The sequence below is a fragment of the Myxococcales bacterium genome, assembly GCA_016716835.1.
GTDB lineage: Bacteria > Myxococcota_A > Polyangia > Haliangiales > Haliangiaceae > JADJUW01.
Genome location: JADJUW010000001.1, coordinates 1,411,101 through 1,436,701, shown reverse-complemented (window position 1 = coordinate 1,436,701; position 25,601 = coordinate 1,411,101). Strand labels below are relative to the sequence as shown.

Sequence of the window (25,601 nt, the reverse complement as noted above, 5' to 3'; positions counted from 1 at the left end):
TATGGGGAGTGATCTGCGAGATAACTACCCGAGAAGATTCGGGAAGTACCACTTGCTTAGTCCGCTGGCGCAAGGGGGCATGGGCGCGCTGTACTTGGCCGTCACCGGCGATCGCGGGCTCGAGCGATTGCTTGCGATTAAGACCGTGCTGCCACACCTCGCCGATAGCGAATACATGGCGCGTTTTCGCGACGAAGCCAAGGTAGTCGTCAAGCTCTCGCACGGCAACTTGGTGCCGGTGTTCGATGCCGGCCAGGTGAGCGGCGAGCTTTTTCTGGCGATGGATTTTGTCGAAGGCCGCGACCTGCGCGCCGTGTGGAATCGCTGCGCCAAAAAACAAGTCGCGTTTCCGGTCGATGTCGCGGTCTACCTGGTCAAGGAGCTCTGCCGCGGCCTGCACTACGCGCATACGTTTCCCGATTTGGCGCTGGTGCATCGCGATATTTCGCCGCCCAACATCTTGGTGTCGTTTAGCGGCGAGGTCAAGCTGACGGATTTCGGGCTGGCCTCGTCGTCGCTCAAGATGGAAAAAACCGCGCCTGGAATTATCTACGGCAAGGTCGCGTACATGTCACCCGAGCAGGCGCGCGGCGAAAAGCTCGATGGTCGCTCTGATCAGTATGCGCTGGCGATTGTGCTGTGGGAGCTGCTCACGGGCCGCCAACTCTTTCCGCCGGGCAAAGACCAACCGCAAGACTTAATCAACCGCTCCAAGAACCCTGGCGTGACGCCGCCGTCTCAGCGCGCCTCGCGCGTGCCCAAGGACCTCGACGCCATCTGCCTGCGCGCGCTTGCGCCCAGCCGCGACGAACGCTACGAGTCGTGTGATCAGTTTCGTCAGGCGCTGCAAACCTGGCTGGCCGTCCACGCACCCACGACCGATGCGGTGCGCGTTAGTGGCTTTTTGCACGACCTCTTTGACGCGGATATTGCCGATGACCGCGCCAACCGCGCCGCGCTCATTAATCGCCTACAGACGCGCGCGATGACGTTGCCGCCCACCGATGAATTGCGACAAATCTTGCAGCGTGGCGGTGCGGACGGGGCAGACGAGCCAGGAGGGCGTTCGCCAGGACGCCGCGCATCTGATCGTGGCGACCTCGGCAACGATCGCAGGCAAGCCTTTACGCGCCGCGGCTCAAGCGATGATGGGCTGTTGCCGCCGGCGACGGATGGGAATTTGGCGTTAGACGCCAGCGATGCCGATCCTCAAGATCTCGCCGGCGTGGTGCTGGAGGGCCGCTATCGCATCGATCGCCTGATCGGCGAGGGCGGCATGGGCATGGTGTACTTGGGCGAGCATATGCAGATCGGCCGCAAGGTCGCGATCAAGGTGCTGCACCAGAGCTATAGCCGGATGCCCGAATTGCTCGAACGATTTCGCCGTGAGGCGCGCGCGGCGTCGCGCATCGGCCACCCCAATATTGTCGATATTACCGATTCAGGCAATACGCCGGGCGGCTCGGCGTACTTTGTCATGGAGTATCTCGACGGCGTCGAGCTTGCGCAGGAGCTCGAGCGCCAGGGCGCCTTGTCGCTGCAGCGGGCCGCGCATATCGGCATTTCGGTATGCCGGGCGCTCGCGGCGGCGCACGCGGTCGGCATCATTCATCGCGACCTCAAACCCGAAAATATTTTCTTGCTTAAAAAAGACGGCGGCCCGGACGTGGTCAAGGTGCTCGACTTTGGCATCGCCAAGACCGCCGAGGCCGAAGAGGTCCGCGAACGTCGCCTTACCAGCCCGGGCATGACGATGGGCACGCCGGAGTATATGGCGCCAGAGCAGGCGGCCGGCAAGCTGGCGGATGTCCGCTCGGATATCTATTCGGTGGGCGCGGTGCTCTACGAAATGTTAACCGGCGTGCCGCCCTATTACGGCGAAAATTTCCTCGAGATTCTTACCAAAAAAGCGACCGTCGATCCGCAGCCAACCGTAGCGCTGCGCAAGTCAATCCCCGCCAGCGTCGATGCCTTGGTCATGCGCGCGATGGCGCGCGATCCAAGCGCGCGGCAGCAAACCATGGCAGAGCTCGAGGCAGATTTAGCGCGCGTGGTCGCCGAAGAGCAGGCCGCGTTTGCGCTGGCTCCTACCGGTGAGCGGCGGCGCTTGTCTAGCCTGCCGCCCATGCTCTCTCCGTCCGCGGCTGAGTCCGTGGGGCAAGCCGCCTTCGTGTCGCCGCTTACGCCGACCTTGCCGTTTTCGCCCTTTGACTCCCACCAAGGCCTCGCCAGCGCCGTAGATGTTGCGAACGTTTCGTCACCTTCTCATAGTGGGCTGGTGACGCCGATGGAAGGCAGCCATTCGAGCGTGCCCTACACCGACGCCGTCGTGCGGGTGAAGCCGTCGTCTTGGACCACGCTCGCGGGCATCGTGCTCGGCGCATCGGTTATTGCGATCTTGGGGATCTTGCTTTACGCGGCAGCCGGCGAGCGCAATGGTGGCGATGCCAAGGCCGCGGCGCAGGCGGAAATGTTGATGACGGGCAAGCAGGCTACGTTGCCCGTGCCAAGCCCCGCGCCACCCGTTGCGATCGAAGCCGCGCCTGTGAGCGCCCAGGTGCCGCCTATGGCCGGCGCGGCGACGCAGGCCGATGCGGCCGCCCCGCCGCCGGCACCTAGTAGCGACGTTACCTCTCGCGACAGCAGCAACGAACGCGGCACCCCAAAGTCACGGCCATCGACGCGCAAAGAAACCGTGCGCGTTGCGACGCCAAAGCGATCCGACGACGCGGTGAAATTACTTGACCGGGCGGACAAGCTCGCGAGCCAAGGCGAAACCGCGACGGCCCGCGTCTACTACGATGCGGTGCTCGATTCTAACATGCTGGCGGGGCGCGCCTATCTCGGGCTAGGTCGGCTTGAACTTGCGGCCAATCCCAAGAAGGCGGCGGCGCTATTTGAGAAGGCCGCGGCCAAAGGCGCGTCGGTCGACGCCAATCGCCTGTTGGCGCCCTTGTATGAAAAGCTCGGCGAGCCGCGCAAGGCGGCCGAACGCTACGAATGGTTGATGGAGTCTGACCCCAAGCGCAAGGCCGAGTGGAGCCGCGCGTTGAGTCGCCTGCGCGCCCGCTAGCGGCGTTGGCTGGCTCGCGATGGGCCGTGCCCAGAGCAATGGGCGCCGTCGCCATGGCGCGATGGCGACGGCATCTGTTACACCGCGGCCTAATCCATGCAGCAAACTTGCCAGCGTCATCACCGTTTTTTTCGCATGCCGCACCCACGGCACCTGACGCCCATTATCGTGCTGACCGCGTTCATCGGAATTGCATCGCCGCAAGCGGCGAGCGCACAAGCCGAAACCTATGCCACTGAGCCTACGCTGGGCGTGGAGTCCGAGCGCCTCACGCTAAGTGGCCAATTCGATGCGCAGGCGGCGACGCAAAATCCTGGCGGCTTGGCGCTCCTGCGCGGTGGCAACACGGTGCTCACCTACGAAGGTGCCGCTGAGTCGCAGGCGACGGCCGCAGGATGGGGCGCGGGCTTGTTTGTCGCGTCGGCCCCGCGACGGTTTTGGGCGGGCAGCGCCGTGGCAACGGGGCTTGAGTTCATACGACCCACCGCTGGGCGCGTCACGCCCTCCGTCGGGACTCCGTTGCGCCTCACCAACGCGCTGGCCGTGCCGCTTGGCGCGACGGCGGGACTGGGTGTGGCGTGGCATCACTATTGTGACCGCGGCCCCTTGGGTGGGCTGGATACCTTCACGCTCGGCCTAGCGGCACGGCTGGGGAGGCATGTCTCGTTTGGCGCGGTGCTCCGCGACGCCAATGCGCCAATCGTCCAGGGCGCAGAGGTGCAGCGGCGTTACGAGCTGGAGGCAACCATGCGGCCTTGGCGTGACGCGCGCATGGAGGTGCGGCTGGGCGGCCGCGTTGGCGAGGTGCGCGGTGACGTGGGCGCCTGGGCAGGCGCGGCGGTGCGCGTTGCGCCCGGCGTGACGTTGAACGCCACGGCCTTGACACGGCAGGCATTTGTTATCGACGGCGAGGGAGGTGAGCGCAAGACCCGCGACGTTGAGGGTTGGCTTGGGCTTAGCATCGCCGCCGGGAAAACCGTGATGTCGACCTGGGGCGGCCTTGGCAGGCGAGGGCAGGCGAACGGCTTTCGCGGCGCGGGTGGATCGATCGCTATTTTTGCGTCGCCGAGGGCAAGTCAGGTGCGGCATCCACCTCGGCTTGAGCGCGTCGTACTGCGCGGGGCGATGACGGATCGCACCTTGCGTGAAACCGTGGATCGGTTGACGTGGTTGGCGCGGCAAGACAACGTAAAGGTCGTAACGCTCGCCATCGATGATCTCGCCGCGGGTTGGGCGACCATGCGCGAGCTGCGCCTGGCGGTGGCGCAATTAGCGGCAACCAAGCAAGTCTACGCCTACCTCGTGGGCGCCGGCATGCGCGAGTACTACGTCGCGTCGGCGGCATCAAAGGTTTATGTCGATCCGGCCGGTGGGCTGCGTCTGCTTGGCGTCGCCTCGGCGAGCGTGTTCGTCCGCGATTTCATTGAGCAGCTGGGAGGCCAGGCGGAATTCGAAAAAATTGCCGAATATAAGAGCGCGCCCGAGATGTTTACTGAAATGGGACCAACCCCGGCCGCGCAGGCCATGCGCGACGAGCTGGTCGGCGAGCTGTTTGATGTCCTCGTAAAGGACGTGGCGCGCTCGCGACGCCTCAGCGAGGAGGCCGCGCGCGACGCGCTCGTTGGTGGCCCGTATGCGCCGGTCTCCGAGAAGCTCGCCCCGCTTATCGACGGCGTGGCGACGCCTGCTGAACTCAGCGAGATCATATCCAAGGGCCATCCAGGGGTGCGCGTTGGCCGCAACCAGCCGCCCGAGCCCGAGACGTGGAGTTCGCCCGTGATTGGTCTCGTCTATATCGATGGCGACATCGTCGACGGCGCCTCGCGCGAAACCCCGCTGATTGGGCGTCGCGCCGTGGGCAGCAAGACCGTCGTTGCGGCGCTGAGTGAACTTGCCGCCAATCGGCGCGTGCAGGCCGTGGTGATTCGCATCAACACGCCCGGCGGCTCGGCCTTGGCATCTGAACTCATCTCGCGAAAAATCTCAGAGGTCGCGGCGCACAAGCCCGTGTTCTGTTCGCTCGGTGATGTGGCGGCCTCAGGTGGCTATTTCGCGGCCGCCGCGTGCTCGCGCGTGTTTGCGTCGCCCAATACGATCACGGGGTCGATAGGCATCTTTGCCGGCAAGTTCAATTTCGCGTCGGGGTTGGCGCGCCTGGGCATCGCGGTCCACGTCAGCAAGCGTGGTGACCGCGCCGACATGGATGGGTTCGCGCGCGCCCGTACCGAAGAAGAGCAGGCGCTAGTACGTGAGCAGCTCCGCTACTATTACGGGCGGTTTGTCGACACCGTCGCCAAGGGGCGCGGGCTCACCACGGCGCAGGTCGACGCCACGGGACGGGGGCTGGTGATAAGCGGCCGTCGCGCCTTGGCCGTTGGCCTGGTCGATGAGCTTGGCACCTTCGCCGACGCCATTGCGGCGGCGCGCGCGCAGGCTGGCATCGCGGAGGCCGACGAGGTGCAACTGATTTCGCTACCGCGACGACAACGCGGCCTGCTGCAATTGGTCAGCCGTTTCATAACGGCGCAGGCGTCGCTCGAGCCGTCGTCGACGTCGCAGCTGCCGCCCTACGTACGTGAGGCGCTTGAGGCGATCCCAACCTCGCTCTTGCTAGAGCCGGGCACCGTGCAAGCGCGGCTGCCCTTTGTCCTCATGTGGCCTTAATATCCCCTAGCCGCCACTTGGAGAGGTTGCGGGTGCGCTCGTCGGCGTCGCTGCAGGCGCCGACGGCCACGTCGAGCGCATCCCCGGTACTTGCTCGCGCGGAAAGGCCGCGGGTGGCGGTGGTGGCGGCGGGTCGTCCCACATCAGATAGCCAATGACGACATTGACGATGCCGATCACGATCATGCCGCCGAGCACCGTCAGCCATTGCCGTCGATTCGCGCGTGAAAAGAGGCGTTCGTCGGCCGGCACGTCCGCACCTTAGCCCAATTTCAAGGCGGGCGCACGACCGGTCTTGCGCTCGAACAGCTCGCGAATGTCGGCAGGCAAGGGCGCGAACACGCGCATCACGCCGCCGCGTGGGTGCGGAAAGGCGATCGTCGCCGCGTGCAGCGCGTGGCGCGGCAGCTCCAGCGCGGCGAGCATGTCGTCGGTCAGGCCGTCGTCGCAGTAGCTGGTAAAGACGTCATCGCCATGCGCATACAGCTTGTCGCCAATAATTGGATAACCGGCGTGCGCCAGGTGCGCGCGCAGCTGATGTTGGCGACCGGTAATCGGCGCGCATTGCACCAGGGCACAGCCGCCGCCAGGGCCGGGCGCCGCATCGAGCACCCGCACCTCGGTTTGCGAGGGTAGGCCGCCGTCGCCCACCACCATCTTAAGATGCGCCAGGCGCACGCTCTCGCGCGACGTCGCCAGCCGCAGCGGCGCATCGATGCGAAACGCCGAGCCTGCCGCCGACGGCCATGGCGGCACCCCGGCGACGAGCGCGATGTAGCGCTTTTGCACCCGCTTGTGCAGAAAGGCATTCTTGACTACGCGGGCGGCGTCTTTGTGTTTGGCCACCACGACGATGCCCGACGTCTCGCGATCGAGGCGATGACAAATTTGCATCGGCACGTGCGGATAGCGCTCGAGCAGCACGCGCGTAAGCGTATTAAAATAGAACTTGGCGCTCGCGTGCATGGGCAGGCCTGCCGGCTTGTCGACGACCATGACGTCATCGTCCTCGTCGAGCACGGCGAAGTCGCGCGGGCACGGTGGCTCGGCGCGCGCCTGCCGGCGAATGACCCATTGCTCCCCTTGGGCCACCGGCGTGTGCGCCTTCCACGTCCGATCGGGTGCCGCGCTGCGCACCAGCGTCGTGCGCACGACCTGTTGGATCTTCGTGCGCGACAGCCGCGGAATCATGCGCTGCAGGTAGTGATCGAGACGATAGCCATGGAATTCTTGTGCGACAATAAATCTCCGCTCAACGATGCGCGGCTGGCCGTCGGCATCGAGATGGGACGCGTGCCCCATGTCGGCCCCGGCATCGAGATCGTCAGCCAGCTCGTCAGCCAGATCGGCCGGTAGATCGTCCTGGGCGAGTGGCAAGCATTGCCCCCAATTGGCCGAAACAACGCGATCGGCGGGGATCCGCTTGGTCGTCTGGTTTGCGTCGACAGTGGCCATTTTCGCTACATATAGTGCGGATCAAGCGGTTTGCGTGAAAAATTGCTGGTACATTTTCCGCGGTCGCATGAAGAAATTCCCCGATACCATCGCCCCTACCAAGGTTACCAGCGACGGCCTCACCATCTCGCTGCGGCGGTGCCGGCTTCGCCTCGTCGCGGATCCCACTAAGCAGTGGGATTTCGAGAACGAGGAGGTTCGCCTCGGCGCCATGGACGACAACGACATCGTCCTAACCGACGAGACCGTGTCGCGCTACCACGCGAAAATTATTCAAGAACACAACGGCTACGTCCTCGTGGACAACCGTTCCACCAACGGCAGTTTTGTCGATGGCGTGCGCGTTCGCGAAGCCTTTCTGCGGCCAGGCGCTCGCATTGCCATTGGCCAAGCCGAGCTCGATTTTGAAGCCATCGAAGAGACCGTCGCCATCGCGCCCTCGCGCCAAAGCAAGTTCGGGCGGCTGGTCGGCCGCCATCCGCGCATGCAACGCATGTACGGCATCATCGAGAAAATCGCCAAGACGCCTACGACGGTCATCATCGAGGGTGAAACCGGCACCGGCAAAGAAGTCGTGGCGCAGACCATTCACGACCTCTCGCCGCGCAAAGATCAGGGCCTGGTGGTGTTTGACTGCTCGGCGGTGCCGCCCAACCTTATCGAAAGCGAGTTGTTTGGGCATGAGAAGGGCAGCTTCACGGGGGCCATGGTGACGCGCCAGGGGCTCTTTGAACAGGCCGATGGCGGCACGCTTTTCTTGGACGAACTCGGCGAGCTGCCGCTGGATCTGCAACCGAAATTGCTTCGGGCGTTGGAGCAACGTGAAGTGCGTCGCGTCGGCGGAGCCAAACCGATCAAGGTCGACGTCCGTATCATTGCCGCAACCAACCGCAATCTCGAAGAGGAAGTCAAGGCCGGGCGGTTTCGGCAAGATTTGTATTTCCGCCTTAGCGTCGTCAAGCTAGATCTGCCGCCGCTGCGTGAGCGCCGGGAAGACATCCCCTTGCTGGTCGAGCACTTCTTAAAGATCCAAAAAGAACGCCATGGCGCCGATCTCAAGGTCACGCGCTTTGACGCCTCGGCCTTGGCGGCGCTGGCGGCGTACAATTGGCCCGGCAACGTCCGCGAACTGGTAAACGCCGTCGAGCGCACCATGTCATTTTCCGAAGGCGACACCGTCACCGTCGCCGACCTGCCGGACAACGTGCGCGACGCGAAGGGCGGCAGCCATCCAGGCGTTAAGCCTTTAGCGACCAAGCTCACGCCGTCGGTGCCGCTGCAAGGCGTCTCCGATGTCGTGGGTACGGTGTCGGTCAACGATCCACACCCTGGCGAAGAATTCACGGGCGCCGGCGTCACCTTCAAAGATGCCAAGGAGCGTTGGGTTGCCGCCTTTGAGCGCGATTACATCGCCAGCCTGCTCAAGCGACACAATGGCAACATTTCGCACGCCTCGCGCGAGAGCGACATCGACCGCAAGTATTTCCGCAAGCTGATGAAGAAGTACGACATCGTCGCCAACGACAACGATACCGACGACGAATAGCCAACAGCTATTCGCGCTCAGTTGGAGTTTGATGAAGCTACGGCGATTTAGCCTATTTGCTGCAATTAGCTGGTCGCTGGTGGGCTTGTGGTTTTTTACGGCCGGCAGCGCCTGCCAAAAAACGACCGACAAACCCGTCGAGCCCACGCTGGCCGCGGTCGCGGATGCCGCGCCGCTGCCGCTTGCGGGTGCGTGCGAGCAGGCCGTGGCGCCAATCACCAGCACTAGCAAAGGCCGCGTCGTGGCGCTTGGCGATGTGCATGGCGATCTGCGCGCAGCTCAGGCGGCCCTCACGTTGGCGGGCGTTGTCGATGCGAGCGGCGCGTGGCGCGGCGGCACCACCACGGTCGTACAGACCGGCGATATCCTCGATCGCGGGGACCAAGAGCAAGCGATCATCGATTGGTTCGAGGCGCTCGAGGCGCAGGCGTCGGCGGCAGGCGGCGCTTTTATTTGGCTGGTGGGCAATCACGAAGCGATGAACGCCGCCGGCGACGTTCGCTATGTCACGCCGGGCGGCTTTGACGATTTTGGTGGGCCTGCAGCGCGCGCCGCGGCGTTTTCGCCGGGCGGTGCTTACGCCCGGGTGATGGCCGGGCAGCGCGTCGTCGCCATCGTCGACGGCATCGCGTTTTCGCATGCGGGCATCAACGAGACCTGGGCCGATCAGGTTGCGCAACTTAATAGCGAAACGGTTTGCTGGCTCGCCGCGGCGAGCCCCAACCAGCGGCCCCCAGCAGGCTTGGTTGCGCAAGATGGCCCGGTGTGGACGCGCGAGTTTGGTGGCGCCGCGGTGGATTGCGCCGCGGTCGCGCGTGCGCTTGCGCGCCTAGGTGCGTCGCGCATGGTCGTCGGGCATACGGTGCAGGCCGGTGGCATCAACAGCACGTGCGACGGCGCCGTGTGGCGCATCGACGCCGGCATGTCGGCGCACTACGGCGGCGTGCCACAAGCTGTGGAATTCGTCGCCGGTGCACCCCCGCGCATCATCGTCGCCGCTACAACCACCGCCAACTAGGGGCGCGTCCCTTCAGCGGCGCGCTATCGTACCGGCAGGTGGGCGCACGTGTCTTCCTGCTCGCAGATAGCACTCCTCCGGGGCATGGCGAGACGGCTGTGGTATCCACATCCGTCGGTGCCACGAACACCGCCCTGCAATCTATGCTCGCGGAAGAAACGTGCGCCCACCTGCCGGTCAGCGCGCTCAAGCCCAGCGCCCACCTGCCGGTTCTAGCCAAAGCGTCGCAGCATGCCGAGCGCGGTCTTGCCAACGTAGAGCGCGCAGGCGCCGCCGTAAACCCATAAATATAAGTCAAGCCGTGCGGCAAGCGCGAGCAACCAAATGTACTGCGGATAGTGAATCACCTGGCGCCCAAGCCACTCGGCCGCAAAGCGAATGGCGCCAAGCACGCCGTGCGCCGGTGCGAGCGTCGCGGGGTCGCCCTCGGGCGTCCACGTCGACGGCGCCAGGGTGATCTCGGTGCGCCTCAAAAACGTCGTCATCGCGGTCCCGGTCGCGACACAAAGGCCGCCGACGCAACCGAGCAAGAGCCAGTGCGCGGCGCCATCGCGCAGCCACATATGAACTGCCACGCTGACATAGATCAGCGTCGCCTTGAGCTCATCCATCAGGTAGTCGAGCAGGTGGCCCGCCGGCGACGCGATGGCGCGCCAACGCGCCAATTGTCCGTCGGCGCAATCTAGGACAAATGAGGCCAAAAACAGCAGCGCAAATCCCCACGCCGGCAACGCCCAAAGCGGGCCGATCGCCAGGTAGGTCGCCGCGACAATACACAGCAGCGCGGAGGCGAGCGTCAGCTGGTTTGGCGTCACCCGCGTCTCGGCCACGCGCGCGACTAACACCGCCGCCAATGGCCGCGCCACCCACTCGGTGAAACTATTGATATCTACTCGCTTTTTGCTGCGCTGGTAGACCTCAAATACCGTCGGAGCCATGCCGACGGCAACGCTACCATGCAGCGCGCCGGTCCAGCCCGCACGGCGGCTGCATTTGCCGCCAAAACCATGCGCCTTCTGTCAGGCGAAATGTGCCAGCGAGGCCGCCAATTCGCTTGCCGCTCCCAGCGCCAGCAAGTAGGTTCCCCGAACCCTTTTGAAAGGGGGGTTTAGGATGCCAGAGCACACAATCCCCAGTCACTTACTTGAACAACTTCGCAGCGGCAAAGCCATCTTGGTGGTCGGGTCCGGCGTGGGGCTTCCGTCGTGGAAGCAACTGCTTGAAACCATGACCCAAACGCTGTCGTCTCGCGGCCGCGAAGGCGACGACGCCGCGGTCAAAGATCTCGAGAAATTGCTGCACAAGGGCAGCCTCGTGCGCGCGCTTGGATTCTTGGCGCGTCAGCTGGGCGAAGATGCCTGCGACAAACTCGTCGAGGCGACATGGAAAACCCCTGGCGAATTGCCGCCGGTGGCCACGTTGCTCGCGCAGCTGCCCTTTCGCCATGTGTGGACGACCTTTCCCGGCGACTTGCTCGAGCGGGCGTGGGTGCAGGCCAGCCCCGGCACGTGGCCCGAGCCGCGCGTGCATACCTATCGCGATGTCAGTGAGCTCTCGCCGCGCCGCCGCGCGCTGGTCAAGCTGCTCGGCAATTTTGACAACTACGTCGTGACGCCAAAGTCGGTTCGCCGCGCGCTGTCGCATGCGGTCGATCTGCGCGACTATGCGCGGCCGTACTACGTCGATGGCACGCTCGTCTTTGTCGGGTTTCGCCATGGCGATCCTGATTTGGCGGCGTTGCTTGATCGCGTGCTGTCGTCGTTCGAGCACCCGCAAGGCACCCACTATTTTCTCGGCGCCGGGGTTGGACCTGTCACCGTCGACGAACTCAAGGCCGAACATCACATCGAGGTCATCTCGCTCGACGGCAAGGCCGGCGGCGAAGACTCGAGCAAGAGCCTCACGGTGTGGCTTGAGCGCCTCATCGCGGCGACTAAAGAAGCCGGCATCTCGCTGTCATCGTCGCAGCCCGAGGCGGGCGATCTCGATGGCTGGCTAGAGCTGTATCACGAGGGCGATCCGGACGCGCGCGACGCGTTGGTTGGGCTTGAGGCCGCGGCGCGCCGCGGCGCTGATCACGAAAAACTAACGGCGATTTTGCTGGCCAAGGCCGAGTTAGCGTCCGAAGACGGCAAGCGCGCCGAGGCACTGTGTGAGCTAGCGGGCATCTATGAGGCAAATCTGGCCGATACGCGCCGTGCCTTTGACTGCTGGACCACGGCCATCCATATCAACCCGGGCGATGAGGCGGTCATCGGCAATGCCGAACGCCTCGCCGCGGTGGTGGGCGGTTGGAGCGAGCTTGCGGCGGAGGGCGTCGAGCTTGCCACCGAAATAAAAGACCCGTCGTTGGCCGCCATGTGGTGGTCGCGTCTGGGCGGTTACTATCTCGAAAAACTCGACCGCTACGACTACGCCGCGACCTCGCTGCGACGCGCGATCGAGCTCGATCCGTCGCGCGAAGATGCGCACGCGCGCTGGTGCGAGCTGCTGCGTCGCCAACAAAAATGGGTTGAATTGGCTGATGCCATTTCGGCACGTGCCGAAATAATTTCCGACGACAGCAAGAAGGCCGATCTGTTCTTGTCGCTCGGCGACCTCTGCGAAAACCAACTCGCCTCGACGTCGCGCGCGATCGCGGCCTACGATGCCGCGCTTTCGTGGGAGCAGGGCAGCGCCGAGGCCTTGGCCGCGTTGACGCGTCTTTATCGTCGCGATGAAAAATGGGGCAACCTCGCCAAGTCTCTCGAGCAGCTCGCCGTCGTCGTCGAACAATCTGGCGATGCGGCTCAGGCCAGCACGCTGCGCCGTGAGATCAGCAGCCTGCGCGTCGAAAAACTTGGCGACCTGGAAGGCGCCATCACCAAGCATGAAGAAACCTTGCGCAGCAAGCCCGACGACGTCGGGACGCTGACCTCGCTGGAAGAGCTGTATGACAAGACCGGGCGCAGCAGCGACTATCTGCGCGTGCTCGAGCGCTTGGCCAAGATCGGCACCGACGTCGAAAAGCTACGCCGCCTGCGCCGCCTGGCCAGCGAGCTCGAAGATCGCGATGGCGAGCTCGACCGCGCCGTCTCGGCATGGGACCAGATTATCGCGCTCGACCCCAAGGGCGACGACAGCTACCGCGGGCTGGCGCGGCTCTATCAGCGCAACGAAAAGTGGTACGAACTCATCGCGGTCTATGAGCGGCACATCGCCGCACAAAAGACGCCCAGCGAGCGCGTGTCGCTCTTTCTCGATATGGCCAAGGTCTACGAGAACGAGCTGTCTGATCCGCACCGCGCGCTCGAGGCGTATCAAAACGCGCTGGCGCTTGACCGCCAGGAACGTGCGGCCGCCGAAGCCGTGGCACGGCTGTATCAGCGCATCGAGTCGTGGGACCGCGCGGTCGACGCGCTGGAGCAAATCGCCGCGACCTCGGGTGAGCTAGGTGTTGGCTCGTGGGCCGATGCCGCGCGGATTTCGCATGAGCACCTGGACGACAAGGCGCGCGCCGAGCGCAATTTCGAACACGCTTTGGCGCTCGCCCCGACGCACTTGCCGTCGCTGCGCGGCCTGGCAAATTTGTACGAGGCCAGCGGGCGTTGGTCGCTCGCGGTCGATACGTGGCTGCGCGCCGAACAATCGGCCTCGGCGCGCACCGAGCGGGTGGCGCACCTCTCGCAGGCGGCTAATCTCTTGCAAGACAAGCTGCAAGACGGCCACCGCGCCATGAATATCCGCGAGCGCATCCTCAAGGTCGACCCGGAAAACCTCGACGTCGCGGGCCATGTCGTCGACCTCTATCTCGAAAAAGACCGCTTCGAAGACGCCGCGCCGGTGCTCGAAATGATCGTGCGCCGCAGCGCGCAGCCGGCGGGCGAGGGCAGCGAACTCGATCAACCCGTCGCGCTCGATCGCTTTGATCGCGCGCGCCGTCACGCTCAGCTTGGCAAGTGCTACGACGAGCTGCATCGCAGCGAAAAGGCCGCCGAACACTATCGCCACGCGGTCGAGCTCGACTCCGAACAAGTCGAGGCCGCGCTGGGGCTCGCCAATGCCTTGCTCGAGCAAGCCGACGCGCGCACCGCGTCTGGCCCGGAGCAGGCGGCGGGCCTGTATGCGGAAGTGGACAAGCGCTATCGCGAGATTCTCGCGCGCCATCGTACCGCCTTGGCCGACAGCCAGGTTGCGGAGATTTGGCTGCGCCTGGGCCGCGTCAGCGATGCCCTTGGCGACGAGAAAAAAGCCGAGGCGTCATTTCGCCGCGCGCTCGAACGTGACCCGACCCACGCCGCCACGTGGCAGGCCATGTCTGATCTTGCGCAGCGGCGCAGCGATTGGAAGGGCGTCATCGAGGCTCAGCGCGCGCTGCTCGCCAACGAAGAGCCGGCAGAGCAAATGCGCCGCCTCGAGCAAATCGGCGATATCGCGCGGCACAAGCAAAACGACGTCGCGGCGGCGCTCGGCGCCTATCGCGAGGCCTTGGCCATCAGGCAAAACGATACGGGCCTGCTCAACAAGCTGCTCGAGGTTTACACCGAGAAGTCCGATTGGCGCCGCGCCGTCGACGCGCTCGACGCGCTCGCGATGGCCGAGGCCAGTCCGATCCGGCGCTCTAAGTTCCGCTATGCGGCGGCGGTGATCGCGCGCGATGAGTTGCGCGACGCCGAGCTGGCGATCGAGCGCTTTAGCGCGGCGCTCGACGATGAGCCCGGGCACCCCAAGGCCTTTGAGGCCTCGGAGAAATTGATGATCGATCGCCAGGACTGGAAGGGGCTGGCGCGTGGCTATCGCAAGGTGCTCAAGCGCCTTGGCGACGAGGCCTCGGTCGAAAAGCAAAGCGAGCTATGGTCTAAGCTAGCGGACGTCTGCCTTGATCACCTCGGTGACAATGACTCCGCCATGGCGGCGCTTGAGGTCTGTGTTGATCTGCAGCCGACCGCCGCCAAGCGGCGCGAGCAACTCGCCGAGCTCTACTTGGGCGCCGGCGCCGACAAGCGACCCGACGCAATCGCCGAGCTGCAAGCCCTGCTCGCGATGAATCCCGACCGCGTCGAAATCTATAAGACGCTGTCGAGCCTGTATCGCGAGACGGGCGAGATCGATAAGGCGTGGTGTGTTGCCGCCGCCTTGGTGTTCCTCGGCGCAGCCTCACCCGAGGAGACGGCTTTTTATCAGAAGCACCGGCCAACCCAGTTGGCGACGTCGACGCGGCGCCTCACCGAGGAGCTGTGGCAAAAATCGGTATGGCATGCGCGCGAAGACCGCCATGTCAGCGCGATCTTGGCGGCGGTGTCACCACACCTGGTGGCCAAGCAGGCGCAGGCGCCTAGCGCGTTTGGCCTTGATGCCACGCAGCGTCTCGAAGGCGAAGACGGCCTCTACAAGATGGTAAAATACGGCGCCAGCGTGCTGGGGCTCGATAACACGCCGCAAGTGTGGAAAAACCACGAAGAGGGCGTGCGCTATGCCAACACCATCGGCGTCGGCGATCAGCAAAATCGCGCGATTCCTTCGATCTTGATCTCGACCACCATTCGCGACGAACGCGAAATCTTGTTTGAGATCGGCAAGCGCCTGGCGTATTTGCGCCCCGAGCGGCTCGCGGCGCTATCTATGCCGAGCGCGCCTGTGCTCGAGTCGGCGCTGATTTCCGCGCTCATCGCGGCCGGCACGCAGGCGCTGACGACAACCGGCCAAGAAGTTGGTGCCGTGGACGGCAATCGCCAGCTCTCAAGCGAGCTACAAAAGTCGCTGCCCGAACCGGTGTTGGCGCACGTCGCGACCATTGGCCACCGCCTCTCTGGGCGGCTCGGCAACGGGCTGGTCACGGGTTGGCGCACGGGCACGGACATGACGGCCAATCGCGCCGGGCTGGTGCTTAGTGGCGACCTTGAGGCCGCCGCGCGCGTGGTGGCCCGCGAGACGGGCTCGCTGTCAAGCCTGGGCCCCAAGGAGCGCCTCCGCGATCTGCTCGCCTACTCGGTCTCCGAGGAGTACTTCGCGGTGCGTCGTTACCTCGGGCTTGAAGTCGCCGAGCGCGCGCGCGCGTAGGTATCATGCGGCATCGCCTCATCGTGGTCGTGCTTGCGCTCGCCGCGGTATCGGCGGGGCGGCCGGCCGATCGCGCAGGCGGGCGTCGCGGCGGCATGGTGACCGTGCCGCGGGGTGCGTATCTGGTTGGCCTGACCGAGCCGGAAATGCTCGAGGCCGCGGCGGAGTGCGAGGCCGCCACCGAGGCGCAGGTGTGTTTGGCCTATGCGGCGCTGCTAGCGCAGATGCCGGTGCGCACAGCGGTGGTTTCGACCTTTCAGCTCGATCGCTTCGAGGTGACGCGCGGGCAATACGGCGCCTGCGCGGCGGCGGGACATTGTGCCTCTCGGCCGTTGTGGTTGCCGGTGCCGCCAACGTGGGGGCAGGCGCACCCCATGACCTACGTCACCTGGTTCGATGCCCAGGCGTATTGTCAGGCCCAGGGTGGACGCTTGCCGACGGAGACCGAGTGGGAAATCGCGGCGCGTGGCAACGGCGCGCGTCGCTGGCCTTGGGGCGAGCAGGCCGATGGCTCGCGTTTCAATCACGGCGCGGTCCTGCGCGGCGCCTTTGCGGCGGTGCTCGGGCAAAAGGAGAATTTCAACGTGACGAGCGCTCCCGATGCGCGCGACGGCCAGGCGGACCTAGCGCCCGTCGGTACGTTTGCGCTCGGCGCCGGGCCGTTTGGCACCTACGATCAAGCCGGCAACGCCGCCGAATGGGTGTTTGATGCCTGGGTAGAAGAGGGCTACGTTGGCCTCGCCGCCATCAACCCGCAGCGCGACGTCGGCATCGGCGGTCTGCGCGTGATTCGCGGCGGCTCCTGGCTGCAGCCCGAGTATCTCGGCCAAGGAGGCTTGCGCGATCCGCACAACGGCTTTGGCATTTACGACGCCGCCATGGCGCGCGTCGACGTGGGCTTTCGCTGCGCGCGCAGCGGGCGCTAACCATGCTTCGTCCAGGGCGACAGTCAGCGGCGCGCGAGCACATGCTTCGTCTCATCGGGGCGGCAGTACGCGGCGCGCGACCACATGCTTCATTTCATCGCTACGGCTGTTCGCTCTGCTCACGACGCCTTGCGCTCAGGAGGGTACTACCTGCCAAATGGCTGGAGCCAACGTGCCTTCGCGAAACGCTCTGAAACGAACATGTGTCGCACACCGCTTCTGCGCTGGGCTTCCACGGCGCAAAAACTTACCGGCAGGTAGCGCACGTTTCTTCCGCGAGCATAGATTGCAGGGCGGTGTTCGTGGCCCCGAGGGATGTGGATACCACAGGCATCTCGTCATGCCCCGGAGGGTCGCTATCTGCGAGCAGGAAGACACGTGCGCCCACCTGCCGGTCAGCGCGGATACGCCGCTCCGGCGAGCAGGAAGACATGTGCGCCGACCTGCTAGTTACCGTCGGCGGTCGCATCCGAGGCCGCATCAGCGGCGCCGTCACTCGTCGCGTCGCTGGCCGCATCGTCCGCGCCATCGCTGGCGCCGTCTTGTGGCAGCATGGCGTCGGGCTCAAACGAGGCATCGGGGTCGATGTCGGCGCTGTCTTGGCACGTATCCGTGGCCTTGTTGCATACGAGGCCTGATTTGCAATCCGAGTCGATCTGACAGCGACTGCCTTCGCCTTCTTTGCAGGCCATCAGGCCGCAAGCGAGCAGGACCAATAAAACGGCGCCGCGCATCATTACCATATGACCTAGTAACATGAATTTAGGTTGCCTCGACGGGGGCGGGGCCGCGAAAAAGCGCGCCGCGGTAGTACCGCAGCTCTTCGATCGAGTCGCGAACGTCTTGCAACGCGCGATGGGCCTCGCCCTTGGGTGGCATGGCGGCCAGGGTTTCGGGGTACCACCGCCGCGCCAATTCCTTGATGGTCGAGACGTCGACCATGCGGTAGTGCAAGCGTGCATCAAGCGTTGGCATATAGCGGCGGATAAACCTTCGATCTTGGTGGATCGAGTTGCCGGCCAACACCGGGCGATCGGTGCCTGGAACATGCGCGTTGATGGCCGCCACGATCGCGGCTTCGGCGGCCGCGACGTCGATCGTGCTGGCCGCCACCCGCGCCACCAAGCCCGAGGCCGTATGGGTGCGCGTGTTCCATTCGTCCATGCCCGCGAGCACTTCGGCGCTCTGGTGGATGACGAGCTCGGGGCCTTCGGCGATGACCTTGAGCTGGGCGTCGGTCAAGATCATCGCCGCCTCGAGGATGCGCTCCTTGGCGGCATCGAGGCCGCTCATCTCCATATCCATCCAGACCAGTACGCCGCTCATGGCAGTCGTCATACCAAAATCGCGCGGATGCGGCCCTATTGCGGGTGACAGATCCCACGCGCAAACTTGAGATAGTCGCCCTCAATGAAGCCCGGCGACACCGGGTGATCGCTGCCGGCGCCGCCCTGCCGGGTGAGGCGCCAGGTGATGCCGGCGTCGTGGGCCGCCGCGCCGAGCATGTCTAAGAAGGCATCGCGCCGCACGTGGCTTGAGCACGAGGCGCTGGCGAAAATGCCGCCCGGCGTCACCGAGCGCATGGCCAGCGCGTTGAGTTCGCGGTAGGCCGCCAGCCCCGCCGCCAGGCCGCGCTCGCTGGGGGCAAACGATGGCGGGTCGACGATGACCAGGTCCCAGGTGCGGCCTTGCGCGCGCGCCTGCTTGAGGTAGGCGAAGGCGTCGGCGGCATGCGCCCGCACGCTCGTCCGAACACCGGATAGTTCCGCGTTGGCCAACGTCGCGCGCGTCGCGGGCGCGGCGATATCAACGCTGTCGACGCTGCTGGCGCCGCCGAGCGCGGCGTGGATGGAAAAGCCGCCGGTATAGGCAAAGAGGTTCAGCACTGAGAGGCCCGCGGCGATGCCGCCGATGTCGAAGCGGTTGGTGCGCTGGTCGAGAAAGAAACCGGTTTTTTGTCCATGCACCAGGTCGACCTCAAAGCGCGCGCTACCTTCATAGAGCGGCACCATCGCCGGCGGCGTGCCATGTGGCGTGCGCGCCTTGGCTCCGACGCGCCGCAGCCAGGCGCCCCGCACGCCCCGCGGCGCCAAGAGGGCGTCTAGGGCTGGCAGATAGGGCCGCCAAAACGCTTCGGCGCCTTCGCCGTCAAAGACGATGGCGAGGGCGCAGTCATATTGGTCGATGACTAGCCCCGGGCAGCCGTCGGCCTCGCCGTGGACCAGGCGCCTGCTATTGGTTTGCGAAAGGTCGGGCGCGACGTCGCGGCGGGCGATACATCGCGCGAGGCGATCGCTCATGCCGGCCATCGTGATGGGCGCGTCGCCGACGGCCAGGACGCGCGCGGCAATGGGGCAATCGCGATCGACATAGGCTGAGGCAACGACGCCTTTTTCATCGATGAGCTGCACCACCTGGCCGCTCGCCACACCTGCGGGCAACGCAATGGCGCGATTGAAAACCCACGGATGGCCAAGCTCGATTTGGCTGCGCAGCGGCTTGGTTAAGCGCGCGCGTGGCGTGACCGAAAGCGGGGCGGCTGCCACTAGAGTTGTGATCGCAACACGTGCGCGACGGTTATGGATTCGCCGCGGCTGGCGGCGCGGGAGGCACAGGCGGTGCGGGCGGCGATGGCGGCACCGGCGTCGCGGTGGCCGTTGCCGGCGTCGGCGGCGTCAGGCGACGTTGATAGGCATGGCCATACGAATTTTGCACTTTGACCAGGCCGGTGCCGCGCGCAAACCACAACGTGCTAATCGCCTGGCGCATATCGAAGGGCTTTTCGCTGCCCTTGGCGATCACCTTGCCAGTGGTGTCGAGGGCGAGCTTCGTCGTGTCGTAGGTGGTGTCGACGATGATGAGTTTCTCATCGCCTTCGCTGATCCAGCGCCGGGTTAGCTCGAGCGCGCCGCTGCCGAGGTCGCTGCCTTTGACATGGGCGGGCCTTCGATAGGTGGCTTTGAGGTCGTCGCTCCACTCGGCGGCAAATTTGGCGCGCGCGCCCGCGCCGGTGGTTTGCAGCGTCACGCCAGGTCGAACCACATCGGCGAGTTCGATGCCAAAGGCGCCGCCTGGCTCACCCGAGAACAAGAAGCTCTTGGGGTCGACAACGATGCCAGCTTTTTCGCAGGTCACCGTGGTCGGCACGACGACCTTGTCGAAGGTCTCTTCCAAGGTCACGCGGGCGCCGCCGGTGGCGGTGGTTTGCACGTCGGTGACCTTGATGGCGATATCTTTAGGCTGGCGAGGCGTGATTTGGCCCGCGACGGGGGTCACCGTGATGACGGAGAGCGTCGGCTCGAAATACCAAACCTTGCCGGTTTCGACCGGCAGAAACGCGCCACAGGCGGCGGGGTTGGCGGCAGCGTGCTGGGCGCCTGCGAAGGCACAGCATGTTGCAATCATTACAGCAATTGGCATCGCGCGCATGCCGGCGTTTTACGACGCCGGGGTTGGCCATGCAAGGGCAAAGTCTGGCTTGTTCGGCGCAGCCCAGGTCAGGATAGCTTGGCTAAAAAGCGCGCCTTGAGGAGCTTTTCGCCGTGGCCAGGGAAGAAGGCGCAGGCGGTGTCGCCAATCATCCGCACCACTTCGCCATCGCCCCACGTCGCGTGGCGCACGAGGTCGCCTTTTTCGATGCCAACGCTGCCAGGTGTCACCTTGGCGCGTTCGATCTTAAGCGCGCGGCCGCGGCCGACGAAGGTGCGCGATGGGCGAGCCTGAAATTCGCTGGTTGGGCGCGACTCAGGCCGTGCCGCACCGGCAGGCGCGTCGCCCAGCCGAGCTGGCGCGGCAGGTTCTGGCGGTGCGACAGGGCGGGTCACCCCGGTGGCAAAACAATTGTCGCACGCGCCGCACGGCGCACCATGCGGGTAGCCAAAGTACGAAACGATGAGGCGATTGCGGCACAAGTGTGATTGCGCGTAGCGCAGCATCGACGCCAGGCGCGCACGATCTTGGACGCGCTTCTGCTCGTAGCGGGCAGTCGCCTGCGCTAATTCGTCAAAGGTGGGTGGCCGGGTGGTGAGCGCAATAAATTGGGCGCCCGGCATTTCCTTGCACACGCCAATGTCTTTAAGAAACGAAAGCACGACACGTGCCTTTTTTGCGGGCGTGTCTGACTTCTCGGCGATCGCCTTGAGCTCGACGGCGCCGCTGCCTTGTGCCTGCAGCGCGATGAGCGCCTCGGCAACTGATAGCGTTTGCTCCGGCGTTGGGTAGCGACCGCCCAGAAAGAAACTCTGGATGCGCTTGTCTTCGGGTTGATACAGCAAGACGCAGCTCGCGGGCTGGCCATCGCGTCCGGCGCGGCCCGCTTCTTGGTAGTAGCTCTCGAGCGAGCCGGGAAAGTTGTAGTGAATGACAAACCGAATATCGGGCTTGTCGACGCCTAACCCAAACGCATTGGTCGCGACCATGATCCGCGGGGTGCTATGCTCCATGAACATCGACTGCGCGAGCTCGCGGTCCTTGGCGCGCATGCGCCCGTGGTAGCGGCCACACGGTACGCCATTGAGCGCCAAGAAATCCGCGAGCGCGTCGACCGCCTTGACCGTGGCGGCATAGATAATGCCCGTGCCTTCGGTGTGCTTGGCGATCAGCCGCATGAGCAGCGCCTGCTTCTTGCGCTCGCTGGTGGCGCGAAAGACATAGTAGTTGAGGTTGGGCCGATGCAGCCCGATGTCGATAACGGCGGCGCTGGGCATGCCAAGTTGCGCCAGGATGTCATCCTTGACCTTGGGCGGCGCGGTCGCGGTGAGCGCTAGCACGGGGGGGCTGCCGAGCGCCTTGACCGCTTCGCCCAGGCCAAGATACGCGGGCCTGAAATCGTGGCCCCACTGCGAAATGCAATGGGCCTCGTCGACGACGAACAAGGCGACCTTCACGCTCGCCAGGCGTTGGCGAAATTTCGCATCCGCGAGGCGCTCGGGCGTGACGTACGCAATGCATGGCCTATTTTCAGAGAGGCGGGCTAGCGCGACCGATTCATCGCGCGGCGACAGGGTCGAGTCGAGGCGCAGCACCTGCATACCAAGTTGATCGAGCTTGTCGTACTGATCCTTCATGAGCGCGATTAGCGGCGACACGACGAGGGTGACGCCCGCCAGCTCGAGCGCCGGCAACTGGTAGCATAGTGATTTGCCGGCCCCGGTTGGCATGAGCGCCAACGTGTCGACGCCGGCGAGGACATTGCGAATGGTAATGGCCTGGCCGGGGCGAAAGGCCGTAATCCCAAACCACTTACCCGCCAGCGCGAGCAAGCGGGCGTCAATGTTCGCCAGCTCGGCGGCGGCAAGTTCAGCGACGGCCGCAGCGGAAAGCGGCTCGCGCAGCGTCGCCTCATCGTCGTCGCCAAGGGGTGGCGTGGCCGTCGACGTGGGGATGTTTCGCAACGGTGCGGTGCGCTCGGTATCCGCGTCGCCTGCCGCGAGGGCAATGCCGCTGCTAGCGTCCGCAGATTGCGACGCTTCGGCTGCCTGAAGAAGTGACCGATTGGTCATCTGAAGCACAGTCGCAAAAGTGCGAAGCCCCGCGCAAGCAAAAACGGCACGGCGCGCGCGCTGAACGACGGGGGTGGAGATCATCGCAACCTATCGCGATGATTGAGAAAGTTTGTGGGCGAATATTACAGCGGTAGTGCGCGCCAACGGCCAACTGCGTGGCCACTAACGAAATTGCGGCGCGAGAAACGCCCGCAGGGCGGCAGGAACTTCGGCTAGCTCCTCGGGCGATGGATCGACGATGACGCCTCGGCACTGAGGGCTGCCGCAATAGCAGCGTTCGGCGACGGCGCCCGCGAACGCATAGTCATACGTCAACTCTTCGCCCGCGGCGATGTCGCGGGTGGCAAGCCACCACGCGCGAATGGTTTTCGTTTCTGCGGTCCATGAAGAATCGATTTCGGTGTTGGGATCGCAAGAGTGATTGATCCATCGCGTCTGGTCGACGAGATCGTAGTAGAGCGGCGGGCCTTCCTCGCCGGCAGCCGTGGCTTCGTAACCGGGCAGGATCAAGGCATAGGTGTCGTCGAATTCGTCGTGGTCGCGATACAAGACGCCGTCGCCATACACGAGGACCTCACCTTTTTTAAACGCGCGCAGCGTCACCATGCCGTAGCCATGGATGTTGGACGGTTGGATACGGAGGGCTTCTAATCCAGGCATGTGGCCCTAGTTCGCAAATCCATCTGATAAAGGCAAGGCGCGCGCCCGCCAATAGGTAAGTTGTGCAATTATTCGGCATGAGCAAACGGATTGGCATCCTGACGGGCGGCGGTGATTGCCCGGGCCTCAACGGCGTGATTCGCGCCGCGACGCTCAATGCGCGCATGACCTACGGCTACGAAGTGGTCGGCATTCGCAATGGCTTTGAGGGGCTCTACGAGGAACAGTATGTCGAGCTCAATGAGCGCATTGTCGCGCAGCTCTTGCCGCGCGGCGGCACCATGCTGGGGTCGTCTAATCGCGCCAATCCCTTCGCCTATCCCGTGAAGTTGCCTGATGGGCGCATCGAGATTCACGACGTTTCGAAAAAGTGTCTGGAGAGCCTAGAGAGCCTGGCGCTGGAGGGCCTGATCGTGGTTGGCGGCGATGGCACGATGTCGTTTGCCAACAAATTTATCGCCCAGGGCGCCAAGATCGTCGGCGTGCCCAAGACCATCGACAATGATCTTGAGGCAACCGATACCACGGTCGGCTTTCAGACCGCGGTGGAAGTCGTGGTCGAGGCGCTCGAGCGCCTGCACACCACCGCCGAGAGCCACCAGCGAATTATAGTTGTCGAGGTGATGGGGCGGTATGCGGGGTGGATCGCGCTGACCGCGGGCGTCGCGGGCGCGGCGCATGTCGTGCTCATCCCCGAGATCGAATACGACATCGAGAAGGTCATCGCGTCGTGTCAGCAGCGGCAGGCGCGCGGCATCACGTATAGCATTGTGGTGGTGGCCGAGGGCGCCAAGCCCAAAGGCGGCGGGCTGTCGGTGGTGACGGCAGGCGATGCGACCAAACAAGAGAAACTCGGTGGCGCGGCGGAGTCGCTGGCCGCCAAGCTTGCCGCGGGCAGCGAATTCGAAGTGCGCACCGTGGTGCTTGGCCACGTGCAACGCGGTGGCAGCCCGTGCGCTTTTGATCGCGAACTCGCCACGCGCTTTGGCGTCAAGGCGGTCGACCTCGTCGCACAAGGCAAGTTCGGCACCGTCGCCGCCATCGAAAATGGCACGCTGGTCGCCAAGCCGATCGAAAAAGCGATTGCCAAGCTAAAGCTCGTTAACCCAAACGGCGAGCTCGTACGCACCGCGCGCGCGGTCGGCATCGAGCTCGGTTAGGGGCAATGCCGATAAATATTGATCGAAAACATACGGACCTGTGGCATGGTCGCCATCTATGCGAAACGCACTAGCCATTGTTGTCATCGCGCTATCGGCTTGCTCCGAAAAAGGCGCCACACCAGATAACCGCAAGCCTGCCGCGCCCACCGCGGCGGCCCAGCCCCCCGAAGCGAACCAGCCTCCCGCGCCTGGCCGTGACGCACCGCCTATACCTACATCCGTAGATGTCTCGAGCATTGACCGGGCTCAGTACCGCGCCATCGGCTCCAATTCAGGAAGCCAAGAAGTCACGCTAACGCTCAACGTGAAATCCGGCGAGGTAAGCTTCCGCAGCGAAATGATTTCTGACTCGCATGCTGGTCGATCTGACGTGCTTAAAACCGCGGAGGGTGTGCTCGACGCGCAGGAGCTCGCCCGCTTCGTTAGCGCGATGACCCCTGCGATGCTGTCGCAGCTCGACAAAGATTGCGCGCAAGCGCCACCCGGACCAGACGGTATTTATATGGAGCTCGTCCGCGGCGATGCCACGAAACAGTACTGGTGCAAAAACGAGGACGGCAAAGAATTAGCGGACGTGTTGGCTTTCGGCAAGGCCGTCGATGCCTTCGAAGCCGAGCTGCAAACGGCGGAGAAGACCAAGCGCTTCAAGCTCGAAGTTCGCGATCGGTCAAACAGCAAGCCGCAGCTGTAGCAGCGCTGCGGCAGAATCCGTAGGCCGCGTCACTCCCACCGCGGTACCGTGGCGGGGCGCGGCGCTCAAATTTCTTGCGACGGCGGTGGCCCGGCGAGCCTGCGCCTCGTCGCTACGTAGCGCAGGGGCGGCGCGCTTGAGAGAACTCGTGGCACTGCAAAGTTCGAGAAGGGGCGGTCAGGTTGCCGAATTGCCGTAGACCCTCACGCATTTTTTTAAGGACAAGCGCAGGGCCTAGGTTTATAAGCCGGCGTCCACCGTCTACCGAGGAGCGCGTATGTTGCAAAAATCTTGTCTGATTATTTCTACGGCCATTTTGAGTTTGGCAGGTGCCTGCAAGCAATCCCAGCCGGCCTCCGAGACCAAGACCAAACCCTCAGCGACCGTAGACCTAACGGCCAAGGCGGCTGAGGATTCGGGCAAGGCGCCAGCGGCGATTGGCGTGGCCGACACGGCAGCGGCAGCCAAACCCAGCGCCGCCGCGCCGACACCAGCCAAGTTGCCATCAAAAGGCATGTACCGCATGATTGATCCCATCGATGGTGGCGAGGGCTACGCCTACATTATTGAGATTCAGGGCCCCGAGACCGCACCCAAGGTGTTTTGGTGGACAGAAGGCGATGCCAATTCCATCACGCAGCTCGAGCTTTCGGCAGGCGCGCCTGGCGCACTGCAAACCAACGGCACGTGCTACGCCGACGACGGCAGCGTCGTAAAAGACGTCGTGCTCATTACCGCCTTGCCCAATGGCAATATTTTGTACCATCCCAAGGCGCCGCTTAATGAGGCGGGCGGCAAGTGTCAGTACACGCCTGGCACCGGCCTAACCTTTGGCGAGTATGAACGCTTTAAGCTCTAGGCG

18 protein-coding genes are annotated in these 25,601 nt (G+C 64.4%); 9 read left to right on the top strand and 9 right to left on the bottom strand.

Annotated elements, in window-relative coordinates; all coding sequences use genetic code 11:
• The first annotated feature begins 79 nt into the window (after positions 1-79).
• Together IPL79_06340 and sppA are read left to right on the top strand one after the other, a co-directional pair.
• Positions 80-3,073, top strand: a complete 2,994-nt coding sequence (locus IPL79_06340) for a serine/threonine protein kinase (GenBank protein MBK9070605.1) — start codon at positions 80-82, stop codon at positions 3,071-3,073.
• Between the two features lie 96 nt (positions 3,074-3,169).
• Positions 3,170-5,737 (top strand): signal peptide peptidase SppA, encoded by a 2,568-nt coding sequence (gene sppA, locus IPL79_06335; protein MBK9070604.1) that lies wholly within the window; start codon positions 3,170-3,172, stop codon positions 5,735-5,737.
• A gap of 6 nt (positions 5,738-5,743) precedes the next feature.
• Here sppA and IPL79_06330 read toward each other — a convergent pair whose 3' ends face one another.
• Together IPL79_06330 and IPL79_06325 are read right to left on the bottom strand one after the other, a co-directional pair.
• A complete protein-coding gene (locus IPL79_06330; GenBank protein MBK9070603.1) occupies positions 5,744-5,989 on the bottom strand; it encodes a hypothetical protein in 246 nt (81 codons plus the stop codon).
• Between the two features lie 9 nt (positions 5,990-5,998).
• Complete coding sequence (locus IPL79_06325; protein MBK9070602.1) at positions 5,999-7,192, bottom strand: RluA family pseudouridine synthase; 1,194 nt, start codon at positions 7,190-7,192, stop codon at positions 5,999-6,001.
• A gap of 67 nt (positions 7,193-7,259) precedes the next feature.
• Between IPL79_06325 and IPL79_06320 the strand changes: the two genes are divergently transcribed.
• Positions 7,260-8,738 carry a sigma 54-interacting transcriptional regulator gene (locus tag IPL79_06320; protein MBK9070601.1) on the top strand — a complete coding sequence of 493 codons (1,479 nt, stop codon included), beginning with the start codon at positions 7,260-7,262 and terminating at the stop codon, positions 8,736-8,738.
• 31 nt (positions 8,739-8,769) lie between these two features.
• Complete coding sequence (locus IPL79_06315) at positions 8,770-9,756, top strand: metallophosphoesterase (protein ID MBK9070600.1); 987 nt, start codon at positions 8,770-8,772, stop codon at positions 9,754-9,756.
• A 212-nt stretch (positions 9,757-9,968) separates the two neighbouring features.
• Here IPL79_06315 and IPL79_06310 read toward each other — a convergent pair whose 3' ends face one another.
• Entirely contained in the window at positions 9,969-10,694 is a 726-nt protein-coding gene (locus IPL79_06310; protein ID MBK9070599.1) for a CDP-alcohol phosphatidyltransferase family protein, read from the bottom strand.
• Between the two features lie 175 nt (positions 10,695-10,869).
• Between IPL79_06310 and IPL79_06305 the strand changes: the two genes are divergently transcribed.
• Both IPL79_06305 and IPL79_06300 read left to right on the top strand, forming a co-directional pair.
• Complete coding sequence (locus tag IPL79_06305) at positions 10,870-15,795, top strand: tetratricopeptide repeat protein (protein ID MBK9070598.1); 4,926 nt, start codon at positions 10,870-10,872, stop codon at positions 15,793-15,795.
• Positions 15,796-15,800: 5 nt separating this feature from the next.
• A complete protein-coding gene (locus IPL79_06300) occupies positions 15,801-16,721 on the top strand; it encodes an SUMF1/EgtB/PvdO family nonheme iron enzyme (GenBank protein ID MBK9070597.1) in 921 nt (306 codons plus the stop codon).
• 446 nt (positions 16,722-17,167) lie between these two features.
• Here the strand turns inward: IPL79_06300 and IPL79_06295 are convergent, their stop codons facing one another.
• From IPL79_06295 to IPL79_06270, 6 genes are all read right to left on the bottom strand, one after another.
• Positions 17,168-17,479, bottom strand: a complete 312-nt coding sequence (locus IPL79_06295; GenBank protein ID MBK9070596.1) for a hypothetical protein — start codon at positions 17,477-17,479, stop codon at positions 17,168-17,170.
• Positions 17,480-17,483: 4 nt separating this feature from the next.
• Entirely contained in the window at positions 17,484-18,059 is a 576-nt protein-coding gene (orn, locus tag IPL79_06290) for an oligoribonuclease (protein MBK9070595.1), read from the bottom strand.
• A 23-nt stretch (positions 18,060-18,082) separates the two neighbouring features.
• Entirely contained in the window at positions 18,083-19,267 is a 1,185-nt protein-coding gene (locus IPL79_06285) for a class I SAM-dependent rRNA methyltransferase (protein MBK9070594.1), read from the bottom strand.
• A gap of 31 nt (positions 19,268-19,298) precedes the next feature.
• Entirely contained in the window at positions 19,299-20,126 is an 828-nt protein-coding gene (locus IPL79_06280) for a hypothetical protein (protein MBK9070593.1), read from the bottom strand.
• A 92-nt stretch (positions 20,127-20,218) separates the two neighbouring features.
• Positions 20,219-22,222 carry a RecQ family ATP-dependent DNA helicase gene (locus tag IPL79_06275; protein ID MBK9070592.1) on the bottom strand — a complete coding sequence of 668 codons (2,004 nt, stop codon included), beginning with the start codon at positions 22,220-22,222 and terminating at the stop codon, positions 20,219-20,221.
• 165 nt (positions 22,223-22,387) lie between these two features.
• Entirely contained in the window at positions 22,388-22,885 is a 498-nt protein-coding gene (locus tag IPL79_06270; protein MBK9070591.1) for an SET domain-containing protein-lysine N-methyltransferase, read from the bottom strand.
• Positions 22,886-22,962: 77 nt separating this feature from the next.
• Here IPL79_06270 and IPL79_06265 point away from each other — a divergent pair, with 77 nt between their 5' ends.
• The 3 genes from IPL79_06265 to IPL79_06255 all read left to right on the top strand — a co-directional run bounded on the left by IPL79_06265 (position 22,963) and on the right by IPL79_06255 (position 25,598).
• The gene (locus IPL79_06265) at positions 22,963-24,045 is read left to right on the top strand and encodes a 6-phosphofructokinase (GenBank protein ID MBK9070590.1); all 1,083 of its coding nucleotides are present in this window, start codon (positions 22,963-22,965) and stop codon (positions 24,043-24,045) included.
• A gap of 58 nt (positions 24,046-24,103) precedes the next feature.
• Positions 24,104-24,739, top strand: a complete 636-nt coding sequence (locus IPL79_06260; GenBank protein ID MBK9070589.1) for a hypothetical protein — start codon at positions 24,104-24,106, stop codon at positions 24,737-24,739.
• A 277-nt stretch (positions 24,740-25,016) separates the two neighbouring features.
• Positions 25,017-25,598, top strand: a complete 582-nt coding sequence (locus tag IPL79_06255; protein ID MBK9070588.1) for a hypothetical protein — start codon at positions 25,017-25,019, stop codon at positions 25,596-25,598.
• Positions 25,599-25,601: the final 3 nt, after the last annotated feature.